General features: G+C 44.1%; 16 protein-coding genes. 15 read left to right on the plus strand and 1 reads right to left on the minus strand.

Annotated elements, in window-relative coordinates:
- Positions 1-7: 7 nt before the first annotated feature.
- From paaD to paaX, 8 genes are all read left to right on the plus strand, one after another.
- Positions 8-508: a 1,2-phenylacetyl-CoA epoxidase subunit PaaD gene (gene paaD, locus NSQ43_RS07470; protein WP_339254391.1), complete on the plus strand. Its 501-nt coding sequence runs from the start codon at positions 8-10 to the stop codon at positions 506-508.
- A gap of 17 nt (positions 509-525) precedes the next feature.
- Positions 526-828 (plus strand): EthD family reductase, encoded by a 303-nt coding sequence (locus NSQ43_RS07475; protein ID WP_339254393.1) that lies wholly within the window; start codon positions 526-528, stop codon positions 826-828.
- Positions 828-1607, plus strand: coding sequence for an enoyl-CoA hydratase-related protein (locus NSQ43_RS07480; RefSeq protein WP_339254395.1), 780 nt, complete (start codon positions 828-830; stop codon positions 1605-1607). Before NSQ43_RS07475 ends, NSQ43_RS07480 begins: the two co-directional genes overlap by 1 nt.
- Positions 1608-1619: 12 nt before the next feature.
- On the plus strand, positions 1620-2393 hold the full coding sequence (locus NSQ43_RS07485) for an enoyl-CoA hydratase-related protein (protein WP_339254397.1): 774 nt from the start codon (positions 1620-1622) through the stop codon (positions 2391-2393).
- Between the two features lie 13 nt (positions 2394-2406).
- The gene (locus NSQ43_RS07490) at positions 2407-3924 is read left to right on the plus strand and encodes an aldehyde dehydrogenase family protein (RefSeq protein ID WP_339254398.1); all 1518 of its coding nucleotides are present in this window, start codon (positions 2407-2409) and stop codon (positions 3922-3924) included.
- Between the two features lie 77 nt (positions 3925-4001).
- Entirely contained in the window at positions 4002-4874 is an 873-nt protein-coding gene (locus tag NSQ43_RS07495) for a 3-hydroxyacyl-CoA dehydrogenase (RefSeq protein WP_339254400.1), read from the plus strand.
- The gene (locus tag NSQ43_RS07500) at positions 4871-6076 is read left to right on the plus strand and encodes an acetyl-CoA C-acyltransferase (protein ID WP_339254402.1); all 1206 of its coding nucleotides are present in this window, start codon (positions 4871-4873) and stop codon (positions 6074-6076) included. The genes NSQ43_RS07495 and NSQ43_RS07500 overlap by 4 nt, the downstream gene beginning before the upstream one ends.
- A 121-nt stretch (positions 6077-6197) precedes the next feature.
- A complete protein-coding gene (paaX, locus tag NSQ43_RS07505) occupies positions 6198-7058 on the plus strand; it encodes a phenylacetic acid degradation operon negative regulatory protein PaaX (protein ID WP_339254835.1) in 861 nt (286 codons plus the stop codon).
- A 49-nt stretch (positions 7059-7107) separates the two neighbouring features.
- Here paaX and NSQ43_RS07510 read toward each other — a convergent pair whose 3' ends face one another.
- The gene (locus NSQ43_RS07510) at positions 7108-7635 is read right to left on the minus strand and encodes a gamma carbonic anhydrase family protein (RefSeq protein ID WP_339254404.1); all 528 of its coding nucleotides are present in this window, start codon (positions 7633-7635) and stop codon (positions 7108-7110) included.
- Between the two features lie 135 nt (positions 7636-7770).
- Here NSQ43_RS07510 and NSQ43_RS07515 point away from each other — a divergent pair, with 135 nt between their 5' ends.
- The 7 genes from NSQ43_RS07515 (at position 7771) to NSQ43_RS07545 (ending at position 15210) form a co-directional block, all read left to right on the plus strand.
- Positions 7771-8757, plus strand: a complete 987-nt coding sequence (locus NSQ43_RS07515) for a DUF561 domain-containing protein (protein WP_339254406.1) — start codon at positions 7771-7773, stop codon at positions 8755-8757.
- Between the two features lie 84 nt (positions 8758-8841).
- On the plus strand, positions 8842-9237 hold the full coding sequence (locus NSQ43_RS07520; protein ID WP_339254837.1) for a thioesterase family protein: 396 nt from the start codon (positions 8842-8844) through the stop codon (positions 9235-9237).
- 53 nt (positions 9238-9290) lie between these two features.
- Positions 9291-10439, plus strand: coding sequence for a Glu/Leu/Phe/Val dehydrogenase (locus NSQ43_RS07525; protein WP_339254408.1), 1149 nt, complete (start codon positions 9291-9293; stop codon positions 10437-10439).
- A gap of 14 nt (positions 10440-10453) precedes the next feature.
- The gene (gene pdhA / locus NSQ43_RS07530; protein WP_339254409.1) at positions 10454-11509 is read left to right on the plus strand and encodes a pyruvate dehydrogenase (acetyl-transferring) E1 component subunit alpha; all 1056 of its coding nucleotides are present in this window, start codon (positions 10454-10456) and stop codon (positions 11507-11509) included.
- A 3-nt stretch (positions 11510-11512) separates the two neighbouring features.
- On the plus strand, positions 11513-12529 hold the full coding sequence (locus tag NSQ43_RS07535) for an alpha-ketoacid dehydrogenase subunit beta (RefSeq protein ID WP_339254411.1): 1017 nt from the start codon (positions 11513-11515) through the stop codon (positions 12527-12529).
- Positions 12530-12541: 12 nt separating this feature from the next.
- Complete coding sequence (locus tag NSQ43_RS07540) at positions 12542-13765, plus strand: dihydrolipoamide acetyltransferase family protein (RefSeq protein WP_339254413.1); 1224 nt, start codon at positions 12542-12544, stop codon at positions 13763-13765.
- On the plus strand, positions 13765-15210 hold the full coding sequence (locus tag NSQ43_RS07545; RefSeq protein ID WP_339254415.1) for an FAD-dependent oxidoreductase: 1446 nt from the start codon (positions 13765-13767) through the stop codon (positions 15208-15210). Before NSQ43_RS07540 ends, NSQ43_RS07545 begins: the two co-directional genes overlap by 1 nt.
- The last annotated feature ends 3 nt before the right edge of the window (positions 15211-15213 follow it).

The following is a 15213-nucleotide window of genomic DNA, read 5'->3' on the forward strand; positions in this document are numbered from 1 at the left end:
TGAGAGTATGGCTGTTTCTGAAAGCGTTTCCATTGATCGTATCTATGAAATGCTTGTGACTGTGAAAGACCCTGAAATTGATACGGTCAGCATTATTGACCTTGGCATGGTTGAAGAAGTCACGACCTCGGGGAATTCCGTAAAAGTGGTTTTACTTCCGACATTTTTAGGTTGCCCGGCATTAGAAATTATTAAGAAGAATACGATGGATGCAGTTAAACAATTACCTGAGGTCGAAGATGTCGATGTGGAATTCGTCTTTCATCCGCCGTGGACATCAGATCGCATTACAGAAGCGGGGCATGTGAATCTGCGGGCGTTTGGAATAGCCCCACCCCCACGATATTTTCAAGAAGACGGCTCATGGCATGTAGATTGTGCGTATTGCGGATCGACATATGTGACAATGGAAAACATCTTCGGGCCGACTGCATGCAGAAGCATTTTGTATTGTAAGAGCTGTAAAAATGTATTCGAAGCAATGAAACCAGTTTCGACACTAATGTAAAGTGAGGAGAAAAGACAATGGCTAAATTAATCGCTCTATACAAACACCCTGAAAACAAAGAGGAATTCGATAATCACTACTTTAATGTTCATGCGCCGCTAACAGCGGAAATTCCCGGACTTCGTGAAATGAAAGTGACAAAATTCACGGGATCTCCTATGGGAGGAGAGGGAAAATACTATCTCATGTGTGAGATGTATTATGACAGTTTGGAAGATTTGCAAGCAGGTTTACGTTCACCAGAAGGAAAAGCGTCCGGAAAGGACTTAATGGGGTTTGCACGTGATCTTGTTACATTAATGATTGGTGAGGATGCATAATGACCGGTTTCGAATTCATCGAAACTTCCTTGGAGGAAAATGGGGTAGCGGTCATTTATCTGAATCGCCCCCGCCAGTTGAACTCATTGAATCGAAAAATGGTCAGTGAAATCGTCGCAGCAATGGAAGATTATGATCGTGATGATAACATCCGAGTCATTGTGCTCACTGGCGTCGGCCGTGCTTTTTCAGCGGGAGCTGATATTGATGAAATGACTGATGATGACCCAATCAGCCTTGAATTATTGAACCAATTTGCGGATTGGGACCGTCTAACACTTATTAAGAAACCGATTATCGGTGCTGTCAAAGGATTTGTTTTCGGAGGGGGTTTCGAGCTTGCCCTCTGTTGTGATCTATTAATCTCAGAAAATGGAACACAGTTTTCATTCCCCGAAGTCGGACTTGGCGTCATGCCAGGTGCGGGAGGTACGCAGCGGCTGACGAAACTTGCAGGCCGTACGAAAGCGATTGAATGGCTATGGACGGGAGAGCGGATTTCAGCTGAAACGGCTCTTAAATACGGAGTTATTAATAAAATCGTTGCCCCCGAATTATTAATGGAGGAAACAATGAAGTTCGCAAATCGACTCGCAAAACAACCGCCACTATCGCTGCGCCTCATTAAAGATTCGGTCAATAAAGCAGTGGATTATCCTTTATATGAAGGAATGCAATATGAACGGAAAAATTTCTATCTGCTTTTCGCTTCGCAGGATCAAAAAGAAGGTATGAATGCTTTCGTGGAAAAAAGAAAACCGGATTATCGGGGGAAGTAAGGAGGTAGCTGAATGACTGAGACAATTCGCTATGAAATCGCTGATGGGGTTTTCTATCTCTTTTTAAATAGACCGGACAAACTGAATGCCTTTACCGCGCAGATGAACCGGGAAGTTAAAGATGCTATCAAAGCCGCTTCCAATGATGATGAAGTTCGTTGCATTGTCATTACAGGCGAAGGACGGGCATTCTGTTCCGGACAGGATCTATCAGAAGTCGATGAGAACATGGATCATGGCCAGGTGTTACGGGACCATTATGAGCCGATGATGAAACAAATAAGAGACTGTGAGAAACCGATTATTGCCGCTGTAAATGGAGTAGCAGCTGGAGCTGGATTCAGCCTTGCGCTTGCATGCGACTTCAGACTTATTGCGGAGCGGGCAAGTTTTGTAAATGCCTTCATACATGTCGGTCTTATTCCGGACTCCGGCAATCTCTATTATCTATCACAACTTGTAGGACATGCCAAAGCAACGGAATTAGCCATATTAGGTGAAAAAGTGAGTGCTGCTGATGCAGTGGAAATGGGCCTTGCGAATCGGCTGATTCCGGTAGATACATGGGAAGAGGACGTCACTGCATTCGCAACCCGGATTGCAGCTTTGCCTACCAAAGCAATCGGGTTGATCAAACGTTCATTGAAGGCGACTTCCACACTTTCATTCGAAGACTATCTTGAACAAGAAGCCCAAGGACAGCGGATTGCGGGTCTGACAAAAGATCACCGTGAAGGTGTCAAGGCATTCATGGAAAAAAGAAAACCTGTCTACCAAGGGCAATAGGAGGAATAAAGTAATGACGACAATTCAAGAAGGAACAACAGAGCGTGAGTCTATGAAGCGTAACTACTATAAACTTTTTATAAACGGTGAACAAGTCGATAGCAGCAATGGGGAACGAACAAAAATTTATAACCCTGCGACTGGTGAATTCCTTGCTGAAGTGGCTAAAGCGACGAAAGAAGACGCCGAAAAAGCTGTTCAGGCTGCGAGGGATTCGTTTGATAATGGAAAGTGGAAAATAACTCCTGCTGGACGTCGCGCACGTGTGTTGAACAAAATTGCGGAAATAATGGGCTCCCGCTTTAATGAGCTTGTGGAACTCGAAATTTTGAATACAGGAAAATCCCTAACAGCTGCGAAAGGGCAGATTGCACAAGCAATTGAGGACTTTGAATTTTACGCGGGTGCTATCATAACGCATGGCGGATCCGTAAACAACGTACCGGGGCAATTCCATAACTACACGGAAAAAGAGCCGCTTGGTGTATGTGCGCAAATTATTCCGTGGAACTATCCGCTTATGATGGCTGCCTGGAAGATCGCACCGGCAATTGCTGCAGGTTGTTCTGTCGTTATTAAACCAGCCTCACTAACACCGTTAACAGCGATTATCCTTGGGGAAATTTGTCATGAAGCAGGCGTTCCAGCAGGCGTTGTTAACATTGTGCCTGGATCTGGCTCAGAAATCGGCAACTATTTGGTAGAACATGAATTAGTGAATAAAGTGGCGTTCACTGGTTCGACGGCAATTGGAAAAGACATTATGGCAAGAGCGGCAGGAACTGTGAAACGTGTGACATTGGAACTTGGCGGGAAGTCCCCAAGCCTTGTTTTTGAGGATGCAGATATTGATGCAGCCGTCGATGGTTCACTATACGGCGCGTTCAATAACACGGGTCAATCTTGCGATGCACGTACACGCATCTATATTCATGAAAGTGTTTACGACGAGTTCGTTGAGAAGTTCATTGCGAAAACTGAAAAAATCGTAGTTGGAGACCCATTTAGTAAAGCAACGCATATGGGCGCAATTATCGATCAAACCCAGTTGGACACTGTGAAAATGTATGTTCAATCCGCAATCGATGAAGGTGCAGAGATTCTGACGGGCGGTAAAGAATTGAAACCGGAAGGCTATGAAAACGGATTTTGGTATGCGCCGACAATTATCGGAAACGTAACACAGGACATGAAAGTGGTTCGTGAAGAAATCTTTGGACCAGTTGTCGTCGTATCGAAGTTTAAAGACGAAAAAGAGGCGATCAGACTGGCGAATGATTCGGATTACGGTTTGGCCTCTTCGATTTGGTCAACAAATACCGCAACGACAAAACGTGTCGCGAACCAAATCCAAGCGGGAATCGTAATGATCAACACGCCGTTCTCTGCCTTCCCGGGTACGCCATTCGGCGGCTTCAAACAATCCGGATTCGGCCGGGAGTTGTCAGCAAGCTCACTCGACCTCTACACCGAAACGAAAAGCATCATGTCGTATTTTGGTGGCAGACCGATTAATCCATTCGGGATCTAAGCGAAATAGAAGAAATTGACGGACAGGATGTAGGACTTCCTGTCCGTATTCTTTCATTATAAAGAGGAGGAATTCGGATGATTAAGCGAATCGTAGTTGTCGGTTCCGGTGTGATGGGCAGGGGGATTGCCTATGTGGGCGCCCTTGGTGGGTACTCAGTTACACTTGTCGATATTAACGAAACCGCACTCCATAATGCGAAAAATGAAATTGAAAGTATTTTTGATAAAGGAATACAGTATGGAAAAATTACCGCAGACGCAGCTGGGCATGCACGCCAAAAATTAGACTATGGAAATGATCTACCGAAAGCAGCAGGGAACGCTGATTTAATAATTGAAGCGGTACCAGAACTATCATCGATCAAAAGGCAAGTATTTGAAGAAATTGAGAAACATGCTTCAAAAGAATGTTTTTTCGCAACGAATACTTCCACGATGAGTCCAACGGAAATTGCTTCCTATAGTAAACGTCCTGAAAAAACAATTGCCATGCATTTCTTCAATCCTGTACATAAAATGCCGCTTGTAGAAATTGTCAAAGGATTGGAAACAAGTGATGAGACAGTAGAAGTAATCAGGGAAGTGGCCGTGAAAATGGGTAAGGAAACCGTTGTCATCAATGAATTCCCAGGCTTCGTCACAAGCAGGATTAGTGCTCTTGTAGGGAATGAAGCATTCTTCATGTTGCAAGAGGGACTTGGAACGCCGGCAGAAATAGATAAGGCGATTAAACTTGGACTAAATTATCCGATGGGCCCATTTGAACTTGGCGATTTGGTTGGACTTGATACGCGATTGAACAACTTGAACTATTTGCATGAGAAGTTAGGGGAAAAGTACAGACCAGCTCCTCTATTGGAGCAATATGTGAAAGCGGGCCGACTCGGCCGAAAAAGCGGAAAAGGCGTCTATGACTATTCACTGGAAGGGGAGTTGATTAAGAAATGATAGAAGTCGTCATAGTGGACGCTGTCCGTACACCTATCGGAAGATACAATGGCGCTCTAAAAGAGGTGCGTCCGGATGATTTAGGAGCAGTTGTTATTAAAGCGCTTGTTGAACGGAATCCAAATCTGCCGTTAGAGCAGATTGAGGAAGTTGTTTTCGGCAACGCCAATCAGGCTGGGGAAGATAACCGAAATGTGGCGCGAATGGCAGGCTTATTGGCGGGGCTTCCGGTTGAAGTGGCGGGCACGACGATCAATCGATTATGTGGTTCAGGACTCGACGCTGTGCTCTATGCCGCAAGAGCGATCGCAGTCGGGGATGGAGATATTTACATTGCAGGCGGGACAGAAAGCATGACCCGCGCTCCATTTGTCATGGCGAAGCCGGATAAAGCAAATCCTCGCGGCAATATGGAATTACAGGATACGACAATTGGTTGGCGTTTCACGAATAACAGACTGAAAAAAATGTATGGCACAGATTCCATGCCGGAAACTGCTGAAACTGTTGCAAAACGGTATAACATAACGCGTGAAAGTCAGGATTTATTTGCATATGAGAGCCAGCAACGTGCCAAAAAGGCAATGGAGGAAAATCGGTTCGCTGAAGAAATTGTTCCCGTAGTTTATCAAGACCGTAAAGGGAACGAAATCATTGTGGACCGGGATGAGCATCCGCGACCGGATACAACTCTAAAAGATCTCGCCAAACTACGACCGATAGTAGATGGCGGCACTGTCACCGCAGGCAATGCTTCAGGCGTGAATGATGGTGCATCTGCATTGCTTCTGATGAGTGCTGAAAAGGCGAAAGAACTTAACCTTACTCCGCTTGCGAGATATGTGATCGGGGCAACGGCTGGACTTGAACCCGCTGTAATGGGGCTTGGTCCAATTTACGCTTCAAAGAAAGCATTGGAACGTGCAGGACTTACGATGGACGACATTGGGCTTGTTGAATTGAACGAAGCCTTTGCATCACAATCGATCGAGTGTATACGTCAGTTGGAAGTAGACGGCAGTAAAGTGAATGTCAACGGCGGGGCAATCGCTTTTGGGCATCCATTAGGTGCGAGTGGCGCACGAATTCTTACTACACTTCTGCATGAAATGAAAAAGCAGAACGTTAAATATGGGCTGGCGACGATGTGTGTCGGGGTAGGGCAAGGAATTGCAGCAATCATTGAAAATGTAATGGATTGAAGAGGAAGAGAAATAAGTTTTCTTTTATTGATATAACGATATAATGGAAGAAGGGAAAATTATGATATATCTTTAATGAGTGAAAAAGAGAGAGTGAGCTTAATTGGCGAATACGCAGTCGATGATTTTTACTATATATGGAGACTATATCCGTCATTACGGAAACAAGATTTGGATAGGGAGCCTAATACGGTTATTGAAGGAATTCGGCCATAACGAACAATCGGTTCGTGTAGCCGTCTCCAGAATGATGAAGCAAGGCTGGCTGAATTCCGAAAAGAAAGGGAATAAAAGCTATTACTTTCTGACACGCCGAGGAGAGTTACGCATTGAAGAAGCGGCAACCCGAATTTTTAAATTGGCACCACATGAGTGGGATGGAAAGTGGCGTATGCTTATGTATACGATTCCTGAAGAGAAAAGGCAAATACGTGATGAACTGCGTAAAGAGCTGTTATGGAGCGGGTTTGGAAGTTTTTCGAATGGTTGCTGGATAACACCGAATGACCTTGGAAAAGAAGTCGGCCTTCTTATTGATAAATATGAAATCCAACCGTACGCCGATCTATTCTTATGTGAATATGAAGGACCGCAGGCTAATCGGGCACTCGTTGAGAAAAGTTGGCCGCTTGAAGAAATCGAAGGGAAGTACCAAGAATTCATCTCCACGTATAGCAATAATTATATCATCCATCAAAGCATGATGAACAATGGGCAAATGACAGACGCTGAGTGTTTCGTGGAGAGGACGAAACTTGTTCATGAATACCGCAAGTTTCTCTTTATCGATCCTGGTCTCCCGAAAGAATTGCTGCCCGAAATCTGGAAAGGCAACCATGCCGCTCATTTATTTGAACAATATTATAAGTTGTTGGCGCAATCAGCAAGCAGGTTTTTCGAAATGGTGTTTCAAGAAGATAATGACATGCGGCGTAAAGACAAAGCCTACGATGCAGAAGTTCATCCGCTAATCATTGACTAATCGTTTAAAAGACAAAAAACTGGGTGCCAAATGGCGACCCAGTTTTTTCTTACTTACTGTTTTGATCGGAAAAAATTTCGCGGTAATCATAACCTTTTTGTACATAAGAATCAATCGATAGCTGAATGATTTCAAAATCCCTATCGTTCAATTCCCTTACTACCTTCCCGGGCGAACCGACAACGAGAGAGCGTGGAGGGATTTTTTTCCCCGGTGGGATCAAAGTATTGGCGCCAATAATACACTCTTCTCCAATTTCCGCATGGTCAAGGATGGTAGATCCCATTCCGATGATCGAACGCCTCCCGACCTTGCAACCATGTAGAATTACATTATGCCCGACGGTCACTTCATCTTCTACGACAACTGGGGCATCCTCATATAAATGAATGGTCGAATTATCTTGGATACTGCATCGATTCCCAATGGAAATGGGCCCTTCATCTCCCCGTAATACTGTATTAAACCAGATGGTCGACTCTGATCCGACTTGGACGTCCCCAATTATTTTAGCGCCCGGGGCGACAAAAACTGTCGGGTCGAGTGACGGACTTTTCCCTTTATATGTGATTAACACAGATAATCTCCTCCCCCTGTTTTAGCTTTACCGCATAAACTAACGGTCAATTAGGACAAGAGTGAAATTTCTCTTATTCTTAATTGTTTTTTAACTTAGATTAGTATAACATATATTCATAGGGGTGAACAAAAAATGATATATGTTTGCGATATGCTTCGGATTGACTATCCAATTATTCAGGGAGGGATGGGGAATATCAGTAATGCGCAGCTGACTGCGGCTGTTTCGAATGCAGGCGGCCTTGGCACAATCGGATGCGGCACGTTGACTCCGGATGAAGTTGAAAAAATGATAATTGAAACTAAGCGTCAGACGAACAGGAACTTCGCTATTAATATCGCAATCAGTGTTTCACCTTATGTAAAAGAGTTGATCGGTCTTGTACTCAAACATAAGATTCCTATTATCTCCCTATCGGCGGGAAATCCAGCACCATATATCCCGGAACTGAAAGCAAATGGTATTACAGTTATTGCGCTTGTCGCTTCAGTGCAACATGCACGTAAAGCGGAGGCGGCGGGAGCGGATATTCTTGTGGCGGAAGGGTTCGAGGCAGCTGGCATCAACTCTAATTTAGAGCTGACGACCTTCACTTTAATACCACAGATTGTAAAGAACGTTTCTGTACCGGTCATTGCTGCAGGTGGAATAGGTGACGGTAAAGGGTTGGCGGCTGCACTGATGTTAGGTGCCAGCGGTGTGCAAATCGGCACCCGCCTAATAGCGACAAAGGAGGCACCATTCCATGACCGTTATAAACAGAATCTTATCGAGGCAAGTGACACGGAAACCATACTGATTGGGCGTAGCATTGGGCGGCTGAGACGAATTTTGAAGACACCTTATGCCATGAAACTTAAAGAATTGGAAGAATCGGGGATGACGCTAAAAAGATATAGTGAAATGACCTCTGAAGCAAAGCATATTAAAGGTGCAATTGAAGGCGATATGGAAAATGGATTCATCAATAGTGGGCAAATAGCGGGCTTAATAGATAACATCCCATCTGTGAAAGAGTTATTCGATTCCATGATGGAAGAAGCGGAAAATCAGATGAATTGTAGAATACAGGAATTCAAAAAGACAAACTTCCAAAATACTTCTAATAAAGACCTATAGACATATATTTAATATGATAAGCACCAAACTTTTGTAAGCGCTTGCAAGTTTACCTGACATTAAAAATTAAGTAGGGGATAAATGATGAAGTTAGGGATGAACGTAGGAAGAGAGGAAACGATTGAAATAACTGTGACAGAGGATATGTTTGCTTCATTTGAAGGGCAAGTTGTTCATCCTGTCTATTCAACAGTGGCCATGACATACCATATGGAGTGGGTGTCGAGGAAAATCATCCTTCCATTTTTGGAAGATGATGAAGAGGGGATGGGCGCCTCAGTCAAGTTGAAACATCTCGCAGCGTCACCAATTGGAACGACTGTTACGTTGACGGCGACTTTAATTGAATATCGGGATAACAAGGTAGTGACAGAAGTTACTGCGACCAATCATTTAGGGTTAATCGGAAAAGGTGAAGTGGTGCAAATTATATTGCCTAAAGAAAAGATTATGAAGAAGTTAAAAGAAGCCTCAATCTGAAACTGTTAGTCTGAAAACTTTAATCTGTCCGTACAATCCTAGGGGGGAATCATATGATGCTAGCTGAAAAGACATCAATTACAAAGGATTTCGAACTTTTTGAACGAATGAGTGAGCATGAACAGGTTGTTTTCTGCAACGATCCTTCAACAGGTTTGCGTGCAATTATCGCAATCCATAATACGACGCTTGGCCCAGCTATAGGCGGTTGCCGTATGCAACCATATGGCAGTGTGGATGAAGCGTTAGAAGATGTTCTTCGACTATCAAAAGGAATGACCTATAAATGTGCTGCTGCCGATGTGGATTTTGGTGGTGGGAAAGCAGTTATTATCGGTGATCCAAGAACAGATAAGTCACCTGAATTATTCCGGGCGTTCGGTCAATTTGTAAACTCATTGGGCGGCCGCTTCTATACGGGGACGGATATGGGAACTACGATGGATGATTTCATTCATTCGATGAAAGAGACCAACTTCATCAATGGACTCCCCGAAGCATACGGGGGTGGCGGCGATTCTTCGATCCCGACTGCAGAAGGCGTTTTATACGGCATAAAAGCGACCAATCAGTTTGCTTTTGGACATGACGAGTTAGGCAAGCAAATCTATGCGATTCAAGGGCTCGGAAAAGTTGGTTTCAAAGTCGCAACTAAGTTGCTTGAAGCGGGCGCCCGCCTATACGTGACAGATATTAACGTAGATAGCTTGCGAGCAATCGAAGAAGTTGCAGCAAAAACACCAGGCAGTGTACAAATTGTTGCAAGTGAGGACATCTATTCGCAAGAAGCGGATGTTTTCATTCCGTGTGCATTTGGCGGGATACTAAATGATGCGACAATTCCCCAATTGAAAGTGAAAGCGGTTGTAGGCTCCGCTAACAATCAGTTATTGGAAGACAGGCATGGCAAACAATTACGTGATAAAGGGATTTTATATGCACCGGATTATATCGTCAATTCAGGTGGTCTTATCCAAGTGGCGGATGAATTGTATGGCATTAATCATGATCGGGTGCTTGCCAAAACAAAACATATATACGACGCAATATTGGAAGTGTATAAGGAAGCTGAGTACACCGGAAAAACAACAGAGGAATCGGCAAACGCAATGTGCGAACGTCGAATAGCGGACCGGGCAAAACGGAATAACTTTTACTCAGCACCGATGAAACCGAAGTGGGCGATTCGCAATCAATCATGAGTGGAGGCGTATTTGTGGAACATAACTATCCTATGAAAAGAATAATAGATGATAAAGGATTTTTCGTGGATGCGTCTTATGAAGAGCGGATCGACGAGAAGTTGGTTAAAGAGTTGTATTACCATATGGTACGAATTCGGACATTTGATAGGAAAGCGATCAACTTGCAACGACAAGGACGCTTAGGCACCTATGCACCATTCGAAGGGCAGGAAGCTGCACAAGTCGGCAGTGCTCTTGCATTGAATGACAATGACTGGGTTTTCCCGACTTATCGTGATCATGGTGCAACGCTTACGTTTGGAAAAAGTATGGTCACTACATTTTTGTACTGGAATGGTCGGGTGGAAGGTTGTGTGGCTCCTGCTGACAGACAAATTTTCCCGCCAGCTGTCCCGATCGCGACCCAACTCCCACATGCGGCCGGCGCCGCTTGGGCTGAAAAGAAAAAAGGTACAAAAAATGCAGCAATCGCCTATTTCGGGGATGGGGCTACATCCGAAGGTGATTTTCACGAAGGATTGAACTTTGCAAGTGTATTCCAAGTTCCAGTTGTCTTTTTCAACCAAAATAATGGGTATGCAATTTCAGTTCCGATTGAAAAACAAATGAACTCAAAGACGATCGCACAAAAATCGGTTGCCTATGGCATGCCGGGAATCCGCTTAGATGGAAATGACTGTTTTGCAGTATATTTTGAAACGAAAAAGGCATTTGACAATGCAAGAAGCGGCAACGGTCCGACATTGATAGAAGCGGTTACTTGGAGAAAAGGGGCCCATACGACTGCGGATGATCCATCCAAGTACCGTACGGAAGAGCGAGCGAAGGATTTCGTTGATCCGCTTTTACGTTTAGAGTTATTTATGAAGAATTATGGCTACTATGATGACGCTTGGATTCAGGATATCCAAGAAAAAACGACACAGGAAGTTGAAGATGCAGTCGAAGAGATGGAGAAGTTCCCCCCGCCGAATGTTGAAGACGTTTTTGACCATGTATACGCTGAAATGCCAACTCAACTTGCCAAGCAAAAAGAAGCGTATCTATCACATTTAGGGAGGAAATGATTGATGACACAAGTGAAAGAGTCGCATCTAAAAAGTGAGACGGTTAGACAGATGACGTTAATTCAGGCGATCAATGACGCCATGCGGCTGATGCTTGAAGAGGATGATCGAACTGTCATTTTAGGGGAAGATATCGGTAAAAATGGCGGAGTATTCCGCGCAACAGAGGGGCTTCAGGAAGCGTTCGGAGAAGATCGGGTAATTGACACACCGTTGTCGGAAGCCGGGATTATCGGGACGTCAGTCGGTCTCGCAGTGAACGGTTTTCGACCGGTTGCTGAAATCCAATTCCTTGGCTTCATCTATCCTGCGTATGAACAGATCATGACTCATGTCTCAAGGATTCGGATGCGATCGATGTCCCGCTTTACAGTGCCAATGGTCATTCGGGCTCCGTACGGTGCAGGCATACGGGCACCGGAGATTCATTCGGATAGTACGGAAACCTTGTTCACACATATGCCGGGCATCAAAGTGGTCTGCCCATCCAGTCCATACGATGCAAAAGGATTATTGATAGCTGCGATGGAAGATCCTGATCCGGTGCTTGTTCTTGAACCGATGAAAAACTATCGTTCGAAGAGGGAAGAAGTGCCTGTTGGGAAATATACAGTGGAAATCGGTAAAGGGAAGATAGTTCGTGAAGGTGAGGATGTAACACTCATAGCTTGGGGAGCTATGATAACAATCGCAGAAAAGGCGGCGGAGCAGGCCGAGAAAAAAGGAATTAGTTGTGAAATCATCGATCTTCGGACATTGTATCCAATTGATAGCGAGATGATAGCTGAGTCTGTAAAAAAGACTACAAGAGCAGTCATCATTCATGAGGCGCATCATACTGGAGGTCTTGGCAATGATATTATTTCAATCATTAACGATACAGCTTTCCTTTATCTGCGCGCACCAATTGAACGGATTACAGGATTTGACGTCCCGGTTCCATTCTTTTCATTAGAAGAACATTATCTTCCCACACCAAAACGAGTCATGGAAGGAATAGAGAAAGTGGTTCATTTTTAAGGGGGGCGTGGAATGCTTGAAGTAAAGTTGCATGATATAGGGGAAGGCATGACTGAAGGGGAAGTGATCCATTATTTAGTCAAGGTTGGCGATACGGTTACGACCGACCAGCCGCTTGTCGAAGTGCAAACAGACAAAATGGTCGCTGAACTCACTTCACCTTGCGCTGGTATCGTGAAAGAAATCCGTATCGAAGTTGGTGAAACAGTTCAAGTCGGAACAAGCTTGCTTTCTATTGAAACGAATGAACTTTCGGCAGGAGGACAAAAATCACAACCCGAATCAAAACAATTTCTTGGGGGAAATGTAGTTTCTATAAGAAAAACCGGAGAAAAATCATCAGCTTCAAATCCTTTTCATCGCGTGCTTGCGGCACCGTACACACGTAAAATCGCAAGGGATAACAATATTAACATTGAAGATGTCCGTGCTTCTGATCCTTCAGGAAGGATAACTGAAGAAGATATTTTTCGATTCATTGAAGGACAGAAATTTTCGATCGAGCCTATTTCTGATAGGAAGCCGGCATTGTCTGATCAAGCGACTCCTGATGAAATCCCTTTTAGGGGGATCCGGAAGAAAATTGCAGAAAAGATGACAAAATCGCTCTTTACAATACCTCATGTCACTCAATTCGACGAAGTGAATATGACGAATCTATTTAAAATGAGAGAGCAATTGAAAACCGCAGGTGAATCGGTCAGTGTACTAGCATTCCTGATCAAGGCGCTTGTCATTTCTTTAAAAGATTTTCCGATATTCAATGCGGAACTTGATGAAGAAAATGACCGGATCCTTCTGAAGAAAAACTATCATATCGGAATTGCAACGAATACGGACAATGGGCTACTTGTTCCTGTTCTCCATGATGCCGATAAAAAATCGATCAAAGAGATTCATGAAGACGTCAAAGCATTAACGGCAAAAGCGATTTCCGGTAAGTTACAACCGTCCGAAATGCAGAACAGCACGTTTACTGTGAGTAATGTCGGGCCTCTTGGCAGTACGGGTGCAACACCGATTATCAATTACCCGGAAACGGCACTTATTGCTTTCCATAAAACAAAAAAACAGCCAATCGTCAATGAGAATGATGAAATCGTTATCGGTCACGTCATGACACTTTCTTTTGCCTTTGACCATCGTGTCGCTGATGGTGCAACAGCTGTTGCATTTACGAATCGCTTTGCAAGCCTAATCGAGCAGCCTCACAAGCTGATGATGGAGATGGTGTAATGGTTGTCGGCGAAATTAGTCAGGAGAGAAATCTGATAATCATTGGAGGAGGGCCTGGTGGATATTCTGCTGCCATACGTGGCGCACAATTAGGTCTTTCAGTCACGTTAATCGAGCAGGCTGACATGGGCGGCGTCTGTTTGAATGAAGGTTGTATCCCTTCAAAAATCTTTACACATGCCGCAACTAAACACACAGAAATTTCTCATTTACAGGATATTGGAATTGGAATTCCGGAAAACCAATTTGATTTCAAAAAGCTCCTATCATATAAAGACAGAGTCATAAATCAGCTCAGGTCTGGAGTTGAACATCTTTGCAAGGAAAATAAAATCGAAATAATCCGAGGCAAAGCGACTTTCATCGCCGTTGACAAGATCGGCGTGGAAAATGGGCATCAATTCGATATTTACGAATTTCAGCAAGTCATTATCGCGACAGGAAGCACCGCGATCTTGCCTTCTTTTGTGAAAGAAAAAGGGGAAAGAATTCTATTGCCGCATGAACTTTTCGCAATGGAGGAGATACCTGAACACCTCATAGTGAAAGGTAATGATTATATTGCACTTGAAGCGGCTTCAAGCTTTGCAGCATTAGGTGCAAAAGTCAGTGTAGTAATTGAAAACGAAGCAGACTTTCCATTTGATGAAGCCATCAATAAAGAATTGGGCCGTCTATTTAAAAAACGGAAAATCAAAATGTATAAAGAGCTTCAATTCATCTCGACTAATGAAACAGCCGATGGGATTTCAATCACTTTCCTAACGGATAAAAACGTGGAGGAGACAATTGGCGGGTCACATCTCTTCGTTTCCGAAATGAGAAACCCAAATTTGGAGCCTTTGGGCATAAGTCGTTTCGGGATTGACCTTACAGATGAAGGTTTTATAAAGGTAGATGGAAATATGCAAACTTCCCTACCCGCTATTTATGCAATTGGTGATGTAACGGAAGGCCCAATGCTTGCAGTGAAAGCTATTAAACAAGCAAAAACCGCTGTAGCCGCAATCGCAGGCCAACAGACAGAAGTGGACCTGACATTTATGCCGGTTGTTGCGCATACAATACCGCCAGCAGTTTCCGTTGGACTGACAGAACAAAGTGCACGCGAGTTTGGACTCAATTTTCACTTAAGTCAATTTGCTCTTGGTGGGAATGGCTACGCAACTCTTACGGGTAAAAAGGATGGATTCATTAAAGTCGTTTCTGATGCGACTACGGAAATCATACAAGGGATTCATATGATTGGCGAAGGGGCTATTGAGATGTCAGGTTCTTTTGTGCAATTACTTGAAATGGCTGCGAGAGAAGAAGACTTAAAATTCCCACTTTATGCGCATCCGGGCATCAGTGAAGGTTTACTTGAAGCGGTAGAGGGATTGGTCGGACAGGCGATCCATGCCGCGCCGGTGAAAGAGAAACGGCAGTCAATCATTTTCAAATAAACA

This window comes from Sporosarcina sp. FSL W8-0480, assembly GCF_037963765.1.
Taxonomy (GTDB): Bacteria; Bacillota; Bacilli; order Bacillales_A; family Planococcaceae; genus Sporosarcina.

Bases quoted from the DNA above. Each gene is read 5' to 3' on its own strand.
- paaD (WP_339254391.1), top strand. From the start codon at position 8: ATGGCTGTTTCTGAAAGCGTTTCCATTGATCGTATCTATGAAATGCTT.
- NSQ43_RS07475 (WP_339254393.1), top strand. From the start codon at position 526: ATGGCTAAATTAATCGCTCTATACAAACACCCTGAAAACAAAGAGGAA.
- NSQ43_RS07480 (WP_339254395.1), top strand. From the start codon at position 828: ATGACCGGTTTCGAATTCATCGAAACTTCCTTGGAGGAAAATGGGGTA.
- NSQ43_RS07485 (WP_339254397.1), top strand. From the start codon at position 1,620: ATGACTGAGACAATTCGCTATGAAATCGCTGATGGGGTTTTCTATCTC.
- NSQ43_RS07490 (WP_339254398.1), top strand. From the start codon at position 2,407: ATGACGACAATTCAAGAAGGAACAACAGAGCGTGAGTCTATGAAGCGT.
- NSQ43_RS07495 (WP_339254400.1), top strand. From the start codon at position 4,002: ATGATTAAGCGAATCGTAGTTGTCGGTTCCGGTGTGATGGGCAGGGGG.
- NSQ43_RS07500 (WP_339254402.1), top strand. From the start codon at position 4,871: ATGATAGAAGTCGTCATAGTGGACGCTGTCCGTACACCTATCGGAAGA.
- paaX (WP_339254835.1), top strand. From the start codon at position 6,198: ATGATTTTTACTATATATGGAGACTATATCCGTCATTACGGAAACAAG.
- NSQ43_RS07515 (WP_339254406.1), top strand. From the start codon at position 7,771: ATGATATATGTTTGCGATATGCTTCGGATTGACTATCCAATTATTCAG.
- NSQ43_RS07520 (WP_339254837.1), top strand. From the start codon at position 8,842: ATGAAGTTAGGGATGAACGTAGGAAGAGAGGAAACGATTGAAATAACT.
- NSQ43_RS07525 (WP_339254408.1), top strand. From the start codon at position 9,291: ATGATGCTAGCTGAAAAGACATCAATTACAAAGGATTTCGAACTTTTT.
- NSQ43_RS07535 (WP_339254411.1), top strand. From the start codon at position 11,513: ATGACACAAGTGAAAGAGTCGCATCTAAAAAGTGAGACGGTTAGACAG.
- NSQ43_RS07540 (WP_339254413.1), top strand. From the start codon at position 12,542: ATGCTTGAAGTAAAGTTGCATGATATAGGGGAAGGCATGACTGAAGGG.
- NSQ43_RS07545 (WP_339254415.1), top strand. From the start codon at position 13,765: ATGGTTGTCGGCGAAATTAGTCAGGAGAGAAATCTGATAATCATTGGA.